Below are 20,875 nucleotides of genomic sequence, written 5' to 3'. Positions count from 1 at the left end.
TTCGACTATGATGACCATTATTAGACAGAAATACGAAGGTCAATTGGGTGACTTAATTAAAGATATTCGTCACCTTGGTCTTCGTGTTTATTTTAATCTAGAACATGCTTTAGTGTCGTTAAGTGAAGAAGATAAAAATTATGCAAGAAAAGTAATTGAAAATGATAAAACGATTAATCATTTAGACTATGAAATTAATGAAAAAGTGATTATGCTCATCACTAAGCAACAACCTATTGCAACTGATTTAAGAATGATGATGGCAGCTTTAAAAATTTCCACAGACTTTGAGCGAATGGGTGATAATGCAGCACATATCGCGCATATTAGACTCCGAGTAAAGATTACGGATCATTATGTGTTAACGCGTTTAAAAACGATGGGGAAATTGGCAATGCTAATGTTGCAAGACCTTAACACCGCAACAAAGGAAGAAGATATCACATTGATTAAAGAAGTGATTGAACGTGATAAAGACATTGATGATCTTTATGCCAATATTGTTAACACGACTTATCTAATCGATAACGATCCTTTTGTAGCCGGACAAGCACACCTTGCAGCTCGAAACCTTGAAAGAGTCGGGGACCACGTTAGAAATATAGCAGAAAGTATTTATTATTTCTATACTGGTGAACATTACGATAAATAACATAGAATTATTCCTAAATGAAATAACCCAAATTAAGTAAATAAACCCTGATAATAACTAGTTGAATCAGTTATTATCAGGGTTTTTAAAATTAATCAACAAACGTAATGACTTAACCTTGTTGTTCAATTTCATCTGTTAATTGTTCCGCTTCGTTTACTAAGTCAGAAATGTATTTGATTGTTGCTTTAAGTGGGGCATCTGTTGTAATATCAACACCTGCAATTTTTGCTAAAGCAATAGGTGATTGGCTTCCACCTGCTTGTAATGTTTTTAACCATGCATCTACTGCCGGTTGACCTTCTTGCTTAATTTTTTGCGAAACAACTGTACCAATGGTTAACCCTGCAGAGTATGTGTATGAGTACAATCCCATATAGTAGTGGGGTTGGCGCATCCAAGTTAATTCCGAACCATCTGTTAACTCAACAGCGTCACCAAAGAATTGTTCATAAACATCTTGCATGATATGGTTGAGTACTGGCGCTGTTAGTGATTCACCATTATCCACTTTGCGGTATACTTCACGTTGATATGCAGCTTCTAATAAGTGAGTAACCATATTATGATAATACGTACGTGATAATATTGAACCAATGACCCAACGTTTAAATTTAGGGTCTTCACTATTACTGAATAAATAATTAGCCATTAACATTTCATTCATAGTAGATGGTGCTTCAACGAAATACATTGATGCTTCAGAATCTAACAAGTGTTGATGTTGCTGTGCTAAAGTGAAATGTCCTGCATGACCTAATTCGTGTGCTAAGACAAATGTTTCAGTCATTTTACCTGTCCAAGAAATAAATACATATGAATGTGTAGCATATGGACTAGCACAATAAGCACCTGTATCTTTCCCTTTATTCTGTGCAAAATCAATCCAGCGTTGATTATAAGCATGTTCCACCATTTGAATATAGTCATCACCAAGTACCTTTAGTGCACCATGAATATATTGTTTAGAATCTTCTATTGATATTTCAGGCTCATAACTTGGATCAACAGATACTTTTAAATCTTCGAAGCGCATTTTGTCTAGCTTATGAATACGTTGTAATAGTTTAGCGTATTTCTGCATTACTGGCGCTAAATCACTCATAATTACGTCAATCTGTCTGTCATACATTTCTCGTGTAACTTCTTGATCATGTAATAAGTAGTCAATGACAGAATCATAACCTCTTAAATCTGCTTCTATTTTTTCTTGTTGCACATATTGGTTATATGTCGCAGCAGTTGTATGTTGATATTTCTTTAATGCGTTACTAAAGCTTTTGAAACTTTTACGTCTAAATTCAGGATCAGCATTATCTTCATATTCATTTTCAAATGTAGCGTAATCCATAGGGTATGTCACATTATTATGTTCAAATGATTCAAAGGCAATGTCTAACATTTTCGTAGTGCCATATAATTCATAGGCACTTTGGAAAGTAGGTGACAAGCTAGCCAATACTTGCTCAACTTCTGGAGATAATTGATATGGTTTGCTTTCAATTAATTTTTCTAAGTAGTGTGGCACATCAGATTCAGCTATTGCTTGTTTAATCACATCCTCAGGTAGTAATACTATTTCTGATTCTACAAAGGATAACTGACTTGAAATTTTTCCATAATTTGTTGATAATTTAGCACTTAATGTTTGTGCCTCTGTGTTTGCTGTATCGACACTTAGTCGTAATTCTGCATAATTGCCTAGACGATCAAGCTGAATAAGGATATTTTCAAATTCAGTCAACACTTTTCTAATCATTGTAGCATCAGTAATTTTACCTTTGTATTGTTGGTTAAATGATTTTGATTGGTTAAGGACATTATCTAACGTTTCATAAAAATGTGCGTCACTTTCAAATAAATCATTTAAATTCCATTTTTCTGATTCTGAGACATCTTTTCTAAATGGTAAACCTGACGTCATATATTTCACTCCCTCAATTATTTTTCACAACTATTATACACAATATTATTTTCAAACTCATTATTAAGCCTTAAGGCCGAGTTAAACTCGTAAGCAAAGATGTATGATTTAATTACGTATTATTGTATAGTATTTAAAAGAACTTTTTTTAGGATAGGAGATACACATGACTATTTTTGATATGCCAAACTATTTATGGATTACTATAGTTGCAATGATTATTTTGACTGTCTTTAGTGCTTTAGTACTAAAAAAATGGTTTGTATCCGCAGTAATTACATTTGTCGCGTTAGCTGTTTTAGCATTTTTCATACCTAATTTTTATGACATTTCATTCCAACCATTACTTGGATACGCTGCGTTTTTAGCCATTATCAGTTTAATTATTAGCTTTTTATTATGGTATTTCACTAGAAATTGGCGTCGTGAACGTAAAAAGAAACAATTAGAAAAGGAAATACGTAAATACGAAGATGATGACGAAACATTCCGTCGTCGCAATAGATAATAAAAAAACGTTTGAAACATCATGCTTAATGCATTTAGTTTCAAACGTTTTTTTATTATATTTAGGGGGTGTGCTCTATTATTTTTTAAATGCCTTTTCAATTTTATCTAATTGTTCAATCGTTGTTTGAATACCACCTTCTGAAAAATACCACGCATTAGATTCAAATTGGTAAACTTGGTTATGCTTGATTGCCTTCATATTTTTAATGACATCATTATTTAAAGCAGAAGGTAAGGTTTTGTCGTTACCTTTTTGTGTACGATCTATTACAAACAATTTATCTGGATCTACTTTATTTAAATACTCATAAGTAACTGTATTACCAGCTGAGTTTGCTTTCATTGACTTGTCAGCATGCATTATACCTAAATCTTTATTTAGGAATCCACCGAAACGTCCTGTAGGACCAAATGCTTTAACACCTTTATCATCTACGTTTAGAAATAGTACCGTATCGTTATTGATCACTTTTTTCGTCTCAGCTACTTTCTTACTAAGCTTTTCATTTAAATCTTTAGCTACATCTTGTTTTTTGAAAATTTTACCAAACAACGTTGTGTTATCTTTAATTGATTCAATATAATGATCGTTGTCAGGACTCACAAATAATATTTTAGCGTTAGGTGCAGCTTTTTTCATTTCATCTAAAGTTTTAGTATGAGCTTGTCTAAATGAAGCGAAAATGACTTCGGGTTTAGCCTTTGCCAAATTATCATAATTAGGTTGTCCAGGATTACCTAAGTTAGTATATTTGTCATTTTTAAATTCAGAAAGGGAAGTAGGCAAGAATGCTGCACCTTTACCTTTTGCAATAGCTACAATTTTGTCTTCTAATCCCATCTGTTTCATAATATCTAGCGCACCATAATCCAACACAGCAACTCGGTCTGGATTTACTGGAATCTTAACTTTCTCGGTTTTCATTTCACCTTTAGTATGGGTATTATTTTTATCCTTGAATTCATATGTATTGTCAACGGTAATCGTATCCTTGGAAGAGGATGTTTTTGAATTCGAATCCTTGCCACACGCAGCAAGTAATATGATGATTGAAAAGAGTATAGCAATATATTTAAATGAATTTTTCATAATTAAGCCTCCTATGAAACAATTATAATCGAAATTGATAATCATTTTCAATATAATTCAATGCATATACTCACTTATTTTTAAACTAATTCTTCCAGTACTTGATCTAAAACAAGACATAGGGCATCTGTATTAGCATCAATACACTGAATTTTATTTTCGTTTTTAAAAAGAGTAACATCTATTTGATTATTATTCACAAAATAGCCAATCTTAGCGTGTTGTAGCATCTCAATATCATTGTGATCATTACCAAATGCAATATAGGTTGGCTGACTACCAAGGATAGATTCAATAGCCGTAAATTTATTGATATATTTAGCGGTAATATCAATATTATGTTCATTCGAATGATTAATCAGAGATAAATGAGGTGCAGTTGTTGCTATATAAGCAGCAATTTCATCAAAATCTTCGTTAGCAATATTCAATAAAATCGTCTTAATCGGTGCCTTAATATCATCAAGTGTTAATTTGTGTGCTAATCGTTGTGGATCAAGACGACGAAAAATATTATGGGACTCATCAACACGCGCAGCATAATCCCATTGATCATCTACAATATAATCTAAATCATAGTGGTTAATAACATCTTTGATTACCTTAAAAGATTTAGGCTGAATGGTTGCCAATGGGCGTATATGACCATTAATAGAAACGATAGAACCATTACCGCCAATAAGTGGAAATAAATGAAATTGCTTAGGTAAAACAGGTATTAAATCACGTATAGGTCTTGCCGAAGCAAAAATAACTCTATGTCCTATATTATGTAAACTAAGTAAACGATCGACAATATCTTGATTAATTTGTTGTCCATCAAAACAAATCGTACCGTCAATATCTAATATGATATTCATATATAACTCCTTAATATATAAGTATGTATAAAGTTTAGCATTTAAAACAATTTGTGGTTAAATGATATCAATGTAAGTATATATTAACTAAAAAGAAAATCATAAACGCTATTTAATCAGAAGTGGATTAATCCATGGAAGAATAGGTCCCCTAAGATAACACATATAACTTCCTATAATATATATTATGTAAACTAAAATACAGACATCGACATATACCTTTAGTTATAACACTTATTCGTGCGCTGTCAGGATGATTTCTGAACGTGTTATTTTATCACTACGTATCATTGATCAAGAACTTGCAGTATTTAGCAGCTACCTAAACGTTAAATAATTAAGTAAAAAATTTTTACTATACCAATGACTAAGTAAATACATTCAACTAAATGTGAACGTATATCGTTTTAATCGATGATAGAGACTCGCCGACATAATTTAGGTTTTTCTTAAATTACTGTATTTACATAGATATATTTAAAATGCTTCCAAGGTGCCTAAATATTTCTTTCTCACTTACAAGAATGATATACATATATCTTCATTTATAATATTTTGCATTAAATCGTAATTGTTTCGCATTAAATCGTAAACGATGAACATACCCATAAAAGATAAACTAAATTAATTTCTATAAGGAATTACTTTTCATGCATTTTAAATTTACTAAAATAAATTTATTTTGTAATATTGTTGCTAAAAACCAAACCTGTGGTAATATTAAATTGTAGGGGCAACATGAAAATCAACTTAGAATTTACCTACACTGTATTGTAACTTGTCTCTATCAATCGTTACGATAAATAAAGGCTGTGACATGTTGAATGTCGCAGCCTTTATTAACATTAATTTATTTTTTTATTTTCTTGCGAATTGTATTAAGTGTGTTAAACAACCAATATTTAAACTTATTAATAGGTTTATAGAAATCCCCAATTAACTCTTCGATATATACATTAAATCCTCGTTTAAAGCGATAAACACCATAATCTTCACTATTCTCTGTGAAATCGCCTGATAAACCGTAGAAATTATAGCGATCATAACCATGTTCGAAACAATAGTTCATCATATGCCAATGCATCATATATGGTCCCATATAATTATTATATTTTTCAGATGAGCCTCCAGAGAAGTAATTCACTTCATATGCATTTGCGAAGAAAATACCTGATGCTAAATTCAAGATTTGGCCATCTGTTTGACGTAATTCGCTTGCATTTAAGAGTTCTTTTTTATCGTGTTCAATTTGCTTATCTAATTCAGCAATTTTTCTAAGTTGTTTATCATTTTTATTTTCTTTTGCCATCATTTGATCACGACGGCTCTCTTTGTCAGTTAATGCGTCTTGCAATGATTTTATGTATTCATCTAAATCAATGTATGCAAGTGGAACAAGCACTTTATCTCCATAAGTATCAAAGAAGTTATAGAAGTATTCATCCGTCTTAGATACGAAACCTGTTCGTGCTTCTGTTTCACGATATAAATCTAGGAATATATGAAATTCATCTCTACTTAGAAATCTTACTTTTACCCCGTAGTTTATCGCTTTATTGATATTTCTTTTTCGTTGGCTATCAAATTGCTTTCTCAATGATGCAGGTGTTTCTCCTTTTAGGTAGTTAACCCCCATCCAACGCGCTTGACTCGATGTGTCATATTTAGTAGTAAATCCATGGTGCTCATAACCATGAGATTTAAATAAGTTGACTACCGCATCATTTTTCTCTCTATCTTCAAGTGGATTAATATCTTTATCATAAATTTGATAAATCCAATATGGATCAATTTTAACGTATAGGCATTGATGTTGATGTAGATATTTTTCTAATTCACGTAAATAGAAATCAACTAAACCTAGATCTGAGTAATCCATAACTGGACCGCGATTTGAGTAATATACATAACTTCCCATAGTTGGTATTTTTGAGAAAAGGCTAGCTGCAAGCACTTTATTGCCTTCGTCTTTAACACCAAGTAACACTACTTCAAAGCCATCATTTTCACGTGTTTGAATATTTTCTTTCATTTGGAAGTAATGGCTTTCTAATGATGGGTTTTGTACAAAGTTTTCGAATTCTTTAACTGTTAACTCTGTAAATTTCATATTCGTCTATTCCCCTCTTAATTAAATCTATTTTTCATCTTTTTGAGTGTCTTATATACTGAATACATAGGTTTGTTAATCGGTTTCATAAAGTCCCCAACATACTCAATTACATCTGCATTGAAGCCTTTTTTAAATTTAATAACACCAACATCTTCAGCATCTTCACTGAAGTCACCACTGATGCCATAAAAATTGTATCTATCAATGCCGTGATCAATCGCATAATTAATCATTGTCCATTGAACAGCATAACTTCCCGCAAAATGTCTATACTTATTAGAAGTTCCTCCAGCATAATATACAACTTCAAATGGATTGATAAAGAAGAAACCAGCAGATATTGGCAGTTCATTACCGTGTTCAGCTTGTAATGTTTTTGCCTCATCTATTTTTTGTTGATTGGCATCAAGTTGTTTTTCGAGGTTTTCCTTTTTATTTAGCGCCTTTTTATTATCTGGACGTTTTTCAATATCTTTAATCGCTTTATTTACATCTTTATTTAACGTTTCACGTTCATTCTGAAGTTCTTCTAAATACTCATCAAATTTAATATAAGCTAATGGAACGAGCACGCGATCCTTGAAATGTCTATATCGATTATAATAGAAACTATCGTCTCTATCTTGGAACTCTTTTGTTTCGGTAGTATCTTCCATAAATGAACGGAAGATTGGAAGTTCTTCTTCTGATAAGAACTTAACTTTCACACCATTTTTTTGAACTTTTTTTGTATTACGTTTACGAAGACTATCCATACCGTTTAATACATCTTTAGCTGTTTTGTTTTTTAAATCTAGAACAGAATGGTAACGAATTTGTTTAATCGGGTCAAAGCCTTTAGTAAATCCTTCATGTTCAAATCCTAGATGCTTCATCTTATCGAAGAACCAATCATTGCCAGCATTACCTGTTATGTCACCGTCATGATTTAAGTATTGATATGGTAAATAAGGATCAACACGAACAAAGAGACAATGATGTTGTTTTAAATACTTTGTTAACTCATTAAAGAAAAAGTGGACAAGCTCTTTATTATCATAATCAATTACTGGTCCACGGTTACTATAAAAGTACTTAAAAAATTTCATGACTGGTACTGCTGTTAACATGCAAGCTGCAATGACCTCATTATCTTTATTTTTGATACCAACTAAGTGAGTTTCTGTTTTATTTGCAACTTTCATCTCATAGTTTTCAGTCATTTGGGTGAAATGACTATATGGCATTTTATCCGTATAATTGCCAAATTCTGCAGCTGTTAAATTTGTAAACTTCATTATTTATTGCTCCTACTTCAAAGAATCTTTATCTATTTTTTTAGTTCAAAATTTAAATTATAATTTTGAATAATATCTTTATCTTCAACCAAAAATTTATATATCCAGTTTCATTAAGTATACAATAGAAATTAACAAAACTAAAATACAAACCATTTATGAGAATGAAATATTTTATAAAATAAATGTTGTGATCCTATCTAAACGATGTCATCTAATTAAAGTAGTAAATAAAAACTGGAAGCGGAACAGAATTCTTTTAAAATTCGTCGTCCGCTCCCAGTTTGTTTTGCCATAATAATTAGGTGTAGCTATTGTACAATAATGATTGAAATTTGTATTATCACCACCAAGGGACGCTTTTTATCTAAAGCATATCTAGCGTCTCTCTCACTTGTTTCAAAAAGTGAATCGTATCTACATTATCATCATGACTCAAACGTTTAACGATTTCACTACCAATAACTACACCGTCTGCTACACCAGCAATATCTTTGACATGTTCTATTGTTCTGATTCCAAACCCTGCAACAACTGGTATATCTGTATGTGTTTTAAGCAGTTTTAATTTATCTTTTAATTGCGGATGAAATGTTCCATTTTCACCCGTTGTAGCATTCATTGTTACCGTATAGATAAATCCTTCTGCCTGTTTAACAATTTTATTAATACGTTCATCATCTGCAGTCATTGCTACAAGTGATATGAGCTTAACATTCACCTTAGCTATTTTAGCTTTCAATTTTTGAGTTAATTCGTATGGCAAATCAGGAATAATCACACCATAAACACCCACATTTGCACATTGTTTAAAGAAAGCCTCTTCGCCATAAGAAACAATAATGTTGTAATACGTCATTAGTACATATTTACAATTGATTTCATCTTTATGATTAGATAGTTCATTAAAAATATAATCTATTGTTACCCCTTCTTTGATCGCCTGGTTACCTGCTTCCATAATGATAGGGCCATCCGCAACTGGATCTGAGAACGGCACACCAATTTCAATGATATCAGCACCCTTTTCATCTAAGATTTTTACATTCTTAATAAATGATTTGTTTCCCATAATGTATGGAATAAAAAGCTTAGTCATGTGAGTCACCTCTTGTCTTCATATAATGTCGAATTGTCTCCATGTCTTTATCACCGCGACCTGAAATCGTCACTACTAAAATCTCATCTCCACTCATTTTTGGTGCTAATTTTTCTACATAACTCAGTGCATGTGCACTTTCAATGGCTGGTATAATACCTTCCATTTTACTGAAGCGGATAAGTGCCTCCATAGCTTCGGTATCACTAGCATGTTCGTATTTAACGCGTCCAATATCGTGATAATATGAATGTTCTGGTCCAATACCTGGATAATCTAAACCAGCCGATATAGAGTGTGCTAATTCTACTTGTCCGTGGTCATCTTGAATTAAGTACATTTTTGAACCATGAAGTACACCAGGTCGCCCTTTTCCAATTGCGAGCGCGTGCTTATCTGTATCAACTCCTTGTCCAGCAGCTTCGACACCATACAACTTAACGTTATCTTGAATAAATGGATAAAACGTGCCTATAGCATTAGAACCGCCACCTATACAAGCCACCACAGCATCAGGTAATCGTCCTGTTTTTTGAAGTATTTGGTCTTTTATTTCATGGCCAATTACACTTTGAAAATCTCTAACCATTGTGGGAAACGGATCAGGTCCTAATGCTGAACCGAGTAAATAGTGTGTATCCTCAACATGACTCACCCAATATTGTAACGCCTTATTAACCGCATCCGAGAGCGTTCCTTGACCATCATCAACGGCTTCAACTTTGGCACCTAATAATTCCATTCGAAATACATTGAGCTGTTGACGTTTAATATCTTCTCTACCCATAAATACGATTAACTCCATATCAAACAATGCAGCAACTGTGGCACTTGCTACTCCGTGCTGACCAGCTCCTGTCTCGGCAACCAATTTATTTTTGCCCATTCGCTTTGCCAATAATGCTTGACCTAATGCATTATTTATTTTATGCGCACCTGTATGATTTAAATCTTCCCGTTTTAAATATATTTGAGCGCCACCCAGTGCTTGGGTGTAAGATTTCGCATACGTTAACGGTGTTTCTCTACCTACATATTCTTTTAAATAGTACGATAATTCATCTTGAAATGATCGATCATTCTTTGCTTTCTTATATGCTTGTTTCAATTCAATAATTGCCGGCATTAGTGTTTCCGGAACATATTGACCACCATATTCTCCGAAAAATCCGAGTTCATCTGCTTCGGTTTGTATGTTAAACATTCTCTTGTACTCCCTTCAATTGCTGTATTACAGCTAACATTTTATTTTTGTCTTTCATGCCATTTGTTTCGATTCCGCTTGAGATGTCATAACCTAAGTGATTTAATTGTAATGTCTCAATTTGTTTTATTTTGTTAGCATTAATACCTCCAGCGATTAAAAATGGAACGGATTGCTTAACGCGTTTTAAAATCGTCCAATCAAATGAATGACCAGTCCCACCATAATGCTTAGATGGCGTATCTATAATAAATAAGTCTACATAAGGACGATATCGTTCAATTTCATCTATGATATTCTGGCTGGCTGGTAACGCTTTAATTATCTTAATATTCTTAAAATTTAGCCTAATTCGCTTGATAAATGCTATCGTTTCTTCCCCATGGAGTTGAATCGCATTGATATGCGTTTGTTTTAAAATATGCTTTATAAGCTGGAAGGTGGGATTAACGACTACAACTACTTTATCTATACCGTCTGGGACAAACTGGGCTAACGCATTAATTTGTTCAATCTCTAAATGACGTTTGCTTTTGGGATAGTGTACAAATCCCACCATATTTACATTCAGAGTAGACAACTTTAACACTTCTGATTTTGTTTTAAATCCACAAAATTTTAAAATCATACTTTCACCTTTTTTAATTTAAGTGATGGTATAAAATGTTCTAACTGATTACAATTCATTAAAGCACCACCCACTAATAAGCCGTCAATACCACTATTTATGATTTGTTTGACATCTTGTTGTGAATGAATACCACTTTCAGATATATAAAAATAGTTTTCCTTTTTATACTCAAGTATATGATTCGTATGTTCAACATCGGTGTTAAAGGATTTTAAATCTCGATTATTTACACCAATGATTTGCGGTTCTAACTCATATGCCCGTTGTAACTCATTATCATCATGAACTTCAACCAACACTTCTAATCCCTTAGACGTCGCATAATGATAAAGTTGTTTTAACTTTTCATCAGTAAGAATATTCACAATGAGTAAAATAATTGATGCACCCGCTTGTTTAGCAACATCAATTTGAAGCGGATCAATGATAAAATCTTTGCACAACACCGGCAATTGCGTCTTTGCCGATAAAGCTTGTAATCTTTCAAAACTACCACCAAAATATTGTTCATCAGTAAGGATAGAAATGGCATCTGCGCCATATCTTTCATAATCATTTATTTGTTGAACTACATCTTTTTGTTGAAATGCCTTAATGGACGGACTCTTCGATTTGATTTCTGCGATTAATACTAAATTTTCGTTTCTACTTAATGCATCGGTTAAACGTGCTTTACGACTATGTTTTGTCGCTTTTAATGTTTGCAATTTCTGATGGTAATAACCATCGTTTAATAAACGCTTTTTATATGCCACTATGTCATTTAATATTGTCACAACTATCACCTCTAATTTGTAAAAATTGTTTCATCGCACGACCACTATCAATTAAATGTTGTGCGAGATCTATTCCGGAAGCGATTGTAGCTACTTTTTCTGATACATATAATGCAAGGGCTGTATTCAGTACAACAACATCTCTTCTACAAGATGTGTCACGACCACTTAAAATGTCCAACGTAATTTGTTTGTTTTCAATTGGACTACCACCTTGTAATGCTGTGTTATCAGCAGCCTTTAATCCATAATCTTTAGCGTTAATATAGTAATGCGTTATATTACCTTTTTCATTTAGCTCATAAATTTCATTGTCTCCAGATAATGTAGCTTCATCCATACCGTTGGCTCCATGTATTACGATTGCTCTTCGACGCCCTAAATCTCTAAGCGTTTGCGTTATCATGTGCAATCGACTTGGGTCGTATACGCCCATGACTTGATAAGTTAATTTAAATGGATTGATAAGTGGCCCAATTATATTAAAAATAGTCGGCATAGGAATCATTTTTCTAACGGGTTGAATATGTTTCATAATGGGATAAGATTCCATCGCATTAATAAATGCCAATCCTTGCCTTTCGATTTGTAATGGTACATCTAATACTTTCGTCGTCCTTATGTCTAATTCTTTTAATAAGTCTGTGCTTCCTGAATGCGATGTGATGCTTCTATTTCCATGTTTGATAACCGGAACACCTGCGCTCGCGACGACAAACGATACCGTCGTTGAAATATTAAAACTATTTGATTTATCCCCTCCTGTTCCACACACACAAATACTACCTTCATATGTGGGTTGTTTAGGATACATAGTTTGAATTAATCCATTGGCAATATAAGTTAATTCTTCTTGTTTAATTTCTTTTTTAGTAAAACGCGTTAGTACATCGACTTTTTCTTCAATATCAACTTGCGGATCCGTTAGATACATTATCAATTGCGTTGCCTCTGATTGGGTTATAGTAGTATGTTTATTTATATGTTTTATTAGCGCCATTCAGATGCCCCCTTTCTTTTACAATATGAATGAAATTCTTAATGATTTGTGCGCCAAACTCAGTGGCGAATGATTCGGGATGATATTGAATTCCGAAATGTAGATGCGCCTTATCTTCAAAGGATTGTATTGCATCTTTCGTCCGCCCAGTAATGATTAAATTCTTTGGAAAAGACGCTATGTCACTGACAAGCGAGTGATATCTCATAATTTTAATTTGATGTGGTATCGACAAATAGAGTGGCGACTGATTTTGAATTTCAAGCGTGTCCACTTTGCCGTGCATCACTTTTTCTCCTTGGACAACTTTGCCACCGTAATAGCAAGTTAGTGCTTGAGCGCCTAAACATACCCCTAGAATAGGTAATGAATGATAGTTATCAATAATTGTCATCAATTCATCACCATCTAATGGGTGGCCAGGACCTGGAGAAATAATCACACCATCAATTTGATCTAAATAATGCAATACATCTTTATCATTTGGATATTTAATACATACATCATCAATTTGACTAACAATATCAACTAAGTTATACGTAAATGAATCATAATTATCTATAATTAGTATCATGGTGTTACCTCCAGTAAACTTTTGGCTTTAAGTCGCGTTTCTTCAAGCTCCTTTTCAGGTACAGAATCGTATACCACCCCACAGCCCGCCTCAACATTAACCGTATTGTCATCAATGAGCATGGTCCGTATTGCCAATGCAAAATCTAAATTTTGATTACAGTTGATATAACCAACGCCACCACTATAGACGCCTCTCTTATATGGATATGCTTCATATATACGTTGAATCGCTCTTAGTTTAGGCGCACCAGAAACGGTTCCAGTTGGTAAAAGACTTGCAATAATAGTCATCGGAGATAACTCCTTTTTAATTTTGCCTTTCACTTCACTGACGATATGCATGACATGTTCATATTTTTCAATTACCATAAGTTTAGATATTTCAGAAGTTCCGGTGATACTCACTCTATGAATGTCATTTCTACCTAAATCTACAAGCATACTATGTTCACTTCGCTCTTTCTCATCTGTGATTAATTGATTAGCATTACGCTCATCCTTTTCTGGCGTTGTACCACGTTGAATCGTTCCAGCAATGGGATTCGTTGTCACTTCACCGTTATGAACTGCGACAAAACTTTCTGGTGAACTCCCAACTATAATCTCTCGGTCCATGTTGATGTAATACATATATGGGCTAGGGTTTTTCCGTTTTAAGTTTTGATAAAGCTGATAACTTAATTGGTTCTTATCTTCTTTGAAATGATGCTCATAACTATATATTCTAGAAGGTACAACTTGAAACATATCTCCTTCAGTAATCCGTCTTTTCATTTCTTGGATGATATGAATGAATTGTTTGTCAGAAATATTTGCTTTTATGTTTGATCGCTTAGGTCGTTTTTTAATATCTTCTTGATAAACTTGAATGTGTGATAATGACTGAACGTTTCGAGCTACCCTAGTTTTTAATTCAGTTTTACTTACTTTTGAAAATTGATTTGACGCAATGACGTATAACTCATCTTTATAATGATCAAATACAAACACATCTTCTATCATATAGAGCGTTGCGTCGTGTGTTGTTTTCTTACTTTCAATAGCGATGCGTTGTAAAATTGGAAATTCATGTCGCACTAAATCAAAACTACACGTTCCGATAAAACCTGAAATAAATGGCAATTGCTTTAATATTTCATCATCAATGTCACAATCAAACTGATTGATGAATGATTTCAAATAATTGTATGGCTCGGAAGTTATTGTTTGAGTTCCTTTTAAAGTATCAATCATCAATGTATTATCATTTAATTTGACAGTGCCATAGGGCTCAAATGCTACGATAGAGTATCTACCTTTCAATTGTTGTTGACTCGTACTTTCTAGTATAATTTTTCGTTCGTTTAACTGCCCTAAAACTTCGGGCGTTATATGCGCTCTTAATACTTCATAATAAAAATCCATTTTCTCATTCCTTTCACTAAAAAAGTCAGCCTCCTTATCTAAAGGACGCTGACGCGCGGTACCACCTTAATTAACGCAATATTCCGATTATTTGGAATATTGAACATTCACTCATTGATATTAATTTGTTTTACTAGCATAAACCCAATTTCATATTAAGCGGTGTTGATTTACATCACCCATCAACTTTCTGTCACTACCATACTTACCACTACTTCATTTATGCTATTAAATTGAATATTAAAAACACCACAGCATACGCGCTTACTTTATAAGGACGCGTTACCGTGGTGCCACCTTAATTAACAATAATTTGTTCACTCATCAATTATTAAACTTTAGAATTCCAGACCCAATTCGATAAATACGTTGTGCCAATTTGCATCACCCATTGGCTTTCTATTTGCTACAAACCATATCATCTACTTCATTCATAGAATTGTGTGATATTTCTTATAATTCAGTATAATACAAAAATCTATTTTGTTTGTCAACAATCGATTATAAATTTATAGGTGATAAACAGTATGCATAAAGAAGATTTTGCGTTGCTTCAATAGATTCTACATGCGTTCTCTCTAGTGCATGAGATGATTCGATACCAGCACCAAATAGACCATGACGAATATCAGCACCAGCTTTTAAGGCTGCTGACGCATCTGAACTATAATAAGGATAAATATCCACTTTATATGGTATATTGTTTATTTTACATAAATTTATTAGATGTGATTTTAATTCTTTATGATATGGACCAGATCCATCTTTAGCACAAATTGATACGGTGTATTCATCTGATGACTGGCCATCACCTAATGCGCCCATATCAAGTGCAATAAATTCTACTATCTTATCCGATATAGAAGCATTAGCACCATAACCAATTTCTTCGTTATTGGAAATGTAAAATTGAGTTGTATATGGTAATTGCGTTTTTTCTTGCTTAAGTTTCTCTAGCAATTCTAGTATCATTGCCACACTCGCTTTATCATCTAAATGTCTTGATTTGATAAATCCTGATGAGGTAATCTCAGTTCTAGAATCAAAACTGACAAAGTCTCCCACTTCAATTCCTAAATCTCTTGTCTCTTGATCAGATGTCGTTTTTTCATCGATACGTATTTCCATATGTTCACTATCTCTTGGTATTTCATGGTTATTTCTGTAAACGTGCACACTTGTTTCATGCATACATATCGTTCCAGTATATGTTTGTCCCGATTCAGTTTGAATCTCACAATATTCTCCCTCAATAGCATTGTATGTAAATCCACCTATTAAGCTTATAGCCAATCGGCCATCCTCTTTAATGTCTTTAACCATTGCTCCCAATGTATCTACATGAGCAGTTATACATCTTTGTTGCGCTTGGTTTTCTCCTTGAACTTCGATAATTAAAGCGCCTTTATTTGTTATCTTAGTATCATAACCTAGTAATTCAACTCTACTCTTAACATAATTGATTGCTTCTGTCGCATTACCAGATGGACTATTGATTTCTGTGAGTTCTTTTATTGTTTTCAATACCTTTTGAGTCATCATTACCTCCCTAGTTAAATTATTTATTGGTAACATTTTATCGTATTTATAATACTATCACTATTAATTCATTTATTTTACTATTGTTTATCTATAGTCTGTACCTTACAATGTACATATTCTGAAAATTTCGAAATAAGGTGATTCAATATGCAACATATTTTATTTGTAGGTCTTGGTTTGATTGGTGGAAGTTTAGCCAGCAACTTAAAATATTACCAGCCTAACTTAACAATATCTGCTTTTGATGCAGATAAAAATCAACTAGAAAAAGCTTTGTCGATTGGAATAATTGACGAAAAAGTTGAAGATTATAGTGAAGGTGTTAAAAAAGCAGACGTTATCATTTATGCTACGCCTGTACAACAAACTGAAGTGTATTTAAAAGAATTACCTAATTATCAAACACAACCTCATTTGATTGTAACTGATACTGGCAGTACGAAAGCTAATATTCAAAGCTACGAAGCATATCTGTTAAGCAATGATATTCATCTTATTGGTGGCCATCCAATGGCTGGAAGTCATAAATCAGGTGTTCTTAACGCTAAAAAACACTTATTTGAAAATGCTTACTACATCCTTGTTTATAACGACGCACGCAATGCTGAAACAGCCCAAAAATTACAATCATTATTATCAACGACATCTGCAAAATTTATAACAACCTCTGCTCAAGAACATGATTACGTTACTGGTGTCGTCAGTCACATACCTCATATTATTGCATCAAGTTTAGTTCATTTAAGCGAATCAAACTCAAATCATCATGCTTTGATAACTCAATTAGCTGCTGGTGGTTTTAGAGATGTTACACGTATTGCTAGTAGTAATGCAGATATGTGGCGTGATATTACATTTAGTAATCAAGAGAACATACTTCACCTATTGGATATGTTACAACAACAGATAAATTCAATTTCCACGCATATTCGCTCAAATCACACTGATGAGATTCATGATTTCTTCTCAAGTGCCAAAAAATTCAGAGACCAGCTCCCAGTTAAGCAACAAGGTGCACTAAGTATTGCGTATGATCTTTATGTAGATATTCCAGATAAATCGGGTATGATTAGCAAAGTTACTTCTATCTTAAGTTTACATAATATTTCTATAAGTAACTTAAAAATCCTCGAAGTTCGTGAAGATATTTTAGGTGCTTTGCAAATTAGCTTTAAAACTCCTGAAGATCGCGAACGTGGTATTCAGGCATTGCATGATTTTGAAACATATATTTTATAAGTATATCCTCCTAACTTGATGACGCTCCTAAAATATTAGTAGCTCAAGATACCGATGATTGGATCCCAATGCAGAAATGATACAAACATTGCACAATTAGGCATCGAGCCCTGAGTAAAGAGAACTTCACAAAGATATACCACGAGCAAAGCAAGTTTGAAATTGGCATGCCCAATTTTCATCTTGATACCATCATTGTTAGGAGGACATTATTTACATTTTATGCCCTGCCATTAAACCTAATCGTCCATGCTTTGTTCCAGCATCAGTATAAGATATCGCTTTAGATATAATGCCCTTTCCATATTTATTTTGTAAATAATCAATAGTTTTGGCTAATTTCTCATCTCGTCTTCTTTCATATTCATCAATAAACAAATTGAGTTGACGGTCTTCTTCATTAATAAGTTGTGTCAATGATACACTCAATGTCCGATACAGCGCGTGTTTATCACATAATTGATTCGCATAATAATTTACTACCTTATAAATATCTCGCTCTAAGTTTGTCGCATCCGTTAATGTATATTGCTTATGTACGCCGCCGCCTTCCGTATAGCCAAATGAAAAGTGAATGGTTCTTGCCAATTGCTTACGTGCTCTTATTCTACTAGCAACATCTTCAATTAGTTCTTGCATAACTACTTTCGACTCTTCAAATCGGTAATCTCTCATCAAAATTTGACTTTTGCATATAGAAGGATTAGTAACATTATATTTCTCTCTCAATTTACTTTGATCAATACCGTTTGCGTGTAAATGCATATCCACCCCTATTACACCAAAATCTCTTTTGAGATATTTATACGGATACTGTGCTAAATCGCCTACCGTTACAATCCCTTTCTTGTTAAGTTTTGCTTCTGTTTTTTTATTGATGCCCCAAAATTCCCTTAGTGGCGAAATTTTCCACAACTTTTGGGGGACATCATAATATCTCCATTCTGTAATACCATTGGCTGTATGCTTCGCTTCGATATCCATTGCAACCTTACTTAATAACATATTTGAGCCTATACCTATTGTGCAATATATCCCTGTTTTATCTTCTATCTCTTTTTGTAATCGCTCTGCAAATGACTGAACAGTAGAGTTAAATCGATGATAACTATTAGTTACATCTAAAAAAAATTCATCGATGCTATATTGATGCAAGTCTTCTCCTGGTACATATTTAAGTGCAATTTTAGAAATTTCAATTGAAACTTCTAAATATTTTCTCATGCTAGGATTAATAATATAAATGTCATTCCGATGTGGTATTTCAAACAGCCTAGATCCTGTTTTAATACCAATTTCTTTTAGTTTAGGTGTAGCTGCTAAAACAACTGAACCTTGTCTTTTAGTGTCTGCAACTACTGCCAATTTTGTTTCTAGTGGGTCCAACCCTTTGTCGATGCATGAAACACTAGCAAAAAAACTCTTTTGATCAATACACAGAATATCTCTATCCTCCAACAAATTATAATCATACATGCCAGATACCTCCCTTATCCAATTCTTATTATATACGAACACTTGTTCTATTTCAATAAAAATAAGAACGAGTGTTCTTAAAATTATTTTGGAGTAGTATCTTAAAACATGCTATACTATGGATGAAATTACTATTTCAAGGAGGAAATAAAATGCCAATCATCAATGTTAAATTATTAGAAGGACGTTCTGATGAACAATTAAAAAATTTAGTTACTGAAGTAACAAATGCAGTTGAAAAAACAACTGGAGCTAATAGAGAAGCTATTCATGTTGTCATTGAAGAAATGCAAAAAAATCATTATGGCGTTGCAGGCGTTAGAAAATCAGACGCTGAATAAAATGCAGGTAAGTTTACATAATAATATTATGGTATTTAATTGCGTAGTAAAAAAGCACACTTGCTAAGTGTGCTTTTTTACTGTAATTTAATTATTTAAAAATTCTTGAATAGCCTTTTTGTTTTTATCTTTATCAATGTCTAATGCACTGCCATCATTATTAGTATTAATATTTTGGTATGAATTATTAATCGGCACTGTAAGAGATTCTACGTTCTTATCTCCTCTAATACCAAAACTTATACCTGTTTGGAATATCGCTGAATTAGGCATACTTGTATTAATATAACCTCTCAAAATACCAGCTACTTTAGGCAATTTAACTACAGAGCTAGGCGTAACTAACTCTTTTTTCAACGTTTGCATAACTTGTTGTTGACGTCTAACTCGCCCAAAGTCTCCTTCCTCATCATGTCTAAATCTTGCATATCCAAGTAATTCTTTACCATTCAAACGATGATGACCTTTTTTAAGAGATACGCCAATGTTTTCAGACATATCTTTTTCTACGTCCATAGGAACACCATTTGGCTCTAATTCATCGATCATTTTTTCAAAGCCTGTAAAATCAATGACTGCATAATATTCCGGATTGATACCTAAATTCTTATTTAATGTTTTTCTTAGCAGTTCTGGACCACCAAGTGAATATGCTGCATTAATTTTGTAATTTTGATATCCAGGTATTTCTGCATAAATATCTCGCATTACTGACATCATTTTCATCTTTTTATGAATAAAATCATATTGAACTACCATGATGGAGTCAGTTCTTGACTTACCACCATTTGCTTTGTCAGCGCCTAATACAAGTACAGAAATCTTACCATCATTTTTAACAGGTCCGTTAAATTTATGTACTTTAATATCTTTGGCATGTTTCTCAGCATAATTAACACCACTACGATAACTATGGACGATATAAATAATAGCTGCAAGAAGCAATATTACTATAATCAAAATAATAAAAGGTAATTTTCGTAGTTTTTTCTTATTTCGTCGTTTAGAAGGTGTCTCTGATTCTGCTTGTCGTCTGTATACTGTCTTATCCTTCTCTTCTGTCATATTTACCTACCTTACGTCTTGTAAAAATCTTCAAAATTGTATATCTATGTACTATAATTATATATAATTAAGTTATAGATAAAGTCCGTATAATTG

At 33.0% G+C, this 20,875-nt stretch carries 19 protein-coding genes; 4 read left to right on the top strand and 15 right to left on the bottom strand.

Annotated features, from left to right (window positions below; all coding sequences use genetic code 11):
• Positions 1 to 10 precede the first annotated feature (10 nt).
• The gene (gene phoU, locus KA878_RS13095; protein ID WP_053030929.1) at positions 11 to 652 is read left to right on the top strand and encodes a phosphate signaling complex protein PhoU; all 642 of its coding nucleotides are present in this window, start codon (positions 11 to 13) and stop codon (positions 650 to 652) included.
• Between the two features lie 112 nt (positions 653 to 764).
• On the opposite strand, the gene pepF is transcribed toward phoU, so the two are convergent.
• On the bottom strand, positions 765 to 2,576 hold the full coding sequence (gene pepF / locus KA878_RS13090) for an oligoendopeptidase F (protein WP_193839359.1): 1,812 nt from the start codon (positions 2,574 to 2,576) through the stop codon (positions 765 to 767).
• Positions 2,577 to 2,742: 166 nt separating this feature from the next.
• Here pepF and KA878_RS13085 point away from each other — a divergent pair, with 166 nt between their 5' ends.
• Complete coding sequence (locus KA878_RS13085) at positions 2,743 to 3,084, top strand: hypothetical protein (protein WP_053030933.1); 342 nt, start codon at positions 2,743 to 2,745, stop codon at positions 3,082 to 3,084.
• A 78-nt stretch (positions 3,085 to 3,162) separates the two neighbouring features.
• Here KA878_RS13085 and KA878_RS13080 read toward each other — a convergent pair whose 3' ends face one another.
• From KA878_RS13080 to KA878_RS13025, 12 genes are all read right to left on the bottom strand, one after another.
• Positions 3,163 to 4,176 carry a siderophore ABC transporter substrate-binding protein gene (locus KA878_RS13080; protein ID WP_193839360.1) on the bottom strand — a complete coding sequence of 338 codons (1,014 nt, stop codon included), beginning with the start codon at positions 4,174 to 4,176 and terminating at the stop codon, positions 3,163 to 3,165.
• Between the two features lie 80 nt (positions 4,177 to 4,256).
• Positions 4,257 to 5,036 (bottom strand): HAD-IIB family hydrolase, encoded by a 780-nt coding sequence (locus KA878_RS13075; protein ID WP_193839361.1) that lies wholly within the window; start codon positions 5,034 to 5,036, stop codon positions 4,257 to 4,259.
• 850 nt (positions 5,037 to 5,886) lie between these two features.
• Positions 5,887 to 7,146, bottom strand: a complete 1,260-nt coding sequence (locus KA878_RS13070; RefSeq protein WP_053030939.1) for an aminoacyltransferase — start codon at positions 7,144 to 7,146, stop codon at positions 5,887 to 5,889.
• 17 nt (positions 7,147 to 7,163) lie between these two features.
• On the bottom strand, positions 7,164 to 8,426 hold the full coding sequence (locus KA878_RS13065; RefSeq protein WP_053030941.1) for an aminoacyltransferase: 1,263 nt from the start codon (positions 8,424 to 8,426) through the stop codon (positions 7,164 to 7,166).
• A gap of 367 nt (positions 8,427 to 8,793) precedes the next feature.
• Positions 8,794 to 9,525: a tryptophan synthase subunit alpha gene (trpA, locus tag KA878_RS13060; protein ID WP_193839362.1), complete on the bottom strand. Its 732-nt coding sequence runs from the start codon at positions 9,523 to 9,525 to the stop codon at positions 8,794 to 8,796.
• On the bottom strand, positions 9,518 to 10,729 hold the full coding sequence (gene trpB / locus KA878_RS13055) for a tryptophan synthase subunit beta (protein WP_193839363.1): 1,212 nt from the start codon (positions 10,727 to 10,729) through the stop codon (positions 9,518 to 9,520). Before trpB ends, trpA begins: the two co-directional genes overlap by 8 nt.
• On the bottom strand, positions 10,722 to 11,357 hold the full coding sequence (locus KA878_RS13050) for a phosphoribosylanthranilate isomerase (RefSeq protein WP_193839364.1): 636 nt from the start codon (positions 11,355 to 11,357) through the stop codon (positions 10,722 to 10,724). The genes trpB and KA878_RS13050 overlap by 8 nt, the downstream gene beginning before the upstream one ends.
• Entirely contained in the window at positions 11,354 to 12,136 is a 783-nt protein-coding gene (trpC, locus tag KA878_RS13045; protein ID WP_193839365.1) for an indole-3-glycerol phosphate synthase TrpC, read from the bottom strand. Before trpC ends, KA878_RS13050 begins: the two co-directional genes overlap by 4 nt.
• The gene (gene trpD / locus KA878_RS13040; RefSeq protein ID WP_193839366.1) at positions 12,120 to 13,136 is read right to left on the bottom strand and encodes an anthranilate phosphoribosyltransferase; all 1,017 of its coding nucleotides are present in this window, start codon (positions 13,134 to 13,136) and stop codon (positions 12,120 to 12,122) included. The genes trpC and trpD overlap by 17 nt, the downstream gene beginning before the upstream one ends.
• Positions 13,111 to 13,710: an anthranilate synthase component II gene (locus KA878_RS13035; protein WP_193839367.1), complete on the bottom strand. Its 600-nt coding sequence runs from the start codon at positions 13,708 to 13,710 to the stop codon at positions 13,111 to 13,113. The genes trpD and KA878_RS13035 overlap by 26 nt, the downstream gene beginning before the upstream one ends.
• Entirely contained in the window at positions 13,707 to 15,116 is a 1,410-nt protein-coding gene (locus KA878_RS13030; protein ID WP_193839368.1) for an anthranilate synthase component I, read from the bottom strand. Before KA878_RS13030 ends, KA878_RS13035 begins: the two co-directional genes overlap by 4 nt.
• 501 nt (positions 15,117 to 15,617) lie before the next feature.
• Positions 15,618 to 16,655, bottom strand: a complete 1,038-nt coding sequence (locus KA878_RS13025; RefSeq protein WP_193839369.1) for a M42 family metallopeptidase — start codon at positions 16,653 to 16,655, stop codon at positions 15,618 to 15,620.
• 150 nt (positions 16,656 to 16,805) lie between these two features.
• Between KA878_RS13025 and KA878_RS13020 the strand changes: the two genes are divergently transcribed.
• A complete protein-coding gene (locus KA878_RS13020) occupies positions 16,806 to 17,897 on the top strand; it encodes a prephenate dehydrogenase (RefSeq protein WP_193839370.1) in 1,092 nt (363 codons plus the stop codon).
• A 213-nt stretch (positions 17,898 to 18,110) separates the two neighbouring features.
• Here the strand turns inward: KA878_RS13020 and KA878_RS13015 are convergent, their stop codons facing one another.
• Positions 18,111 to 19,373: a Y-family DNA polymerase gene (locus KA878_RS13015; RefSeq protein WP_070855583.1), complete on the bottom strand. Its 1,263-nt coding sequence runs from the start codon at positions 19,371 to 19,373 to the stop codon at positions 18,111 to 18,113.
• Between the two features lie 152 nt (positions 19,374 to 19,525).
• On the opposite strand from KA878_RS13015, the gene KA878_RS13010 reads away from it, so the two are divergent.
• On the top strand, positions 19,526 to 19,714 hold the full coding sequence (locus tag KA878_RS13010; RefSeq protein WP_053030962.1) for a 2-hydroxymuconate tautomerase: 189 nt from the start codon (positions 19,526 to 19,528) through the stop codon (positions 19,712 to 19,714).
• Between the two features lie 87 nt (positions 19,715 to 19,801).
• Here the strand turns inward: KA878_RS13010 and KA878_RS13005 are convergent, their stop codons facing one another.
• A complete protein-coding gene (locus KA878_RS13005) occupies positions 19,802 to 20,779 on the bottom strand; it encodes an LCP family protein (protein ID WP_053030963.1) in 978 nt (325 codons plus the stop codon).
• Positions 20,780 to 20,875: the final 96 nt, after the last annotated feature.

Origin of the sequence: Staphylococcus sp. GDY8P57P, assembly GCF_017892585.1 — a bacterium.
Classification (GTDB): domain Bacteria; phylum Bacillota; class Bacilli; order Staphylococcales; family Staphylococcaceae; genus Staphylococcus; species Staphylococcus borealis.
The sequence above is the reverse complement of the archived record's forward strand: the minus strand, read 5'-3'. Positions and strand labels throughout refer to the sequence as shown.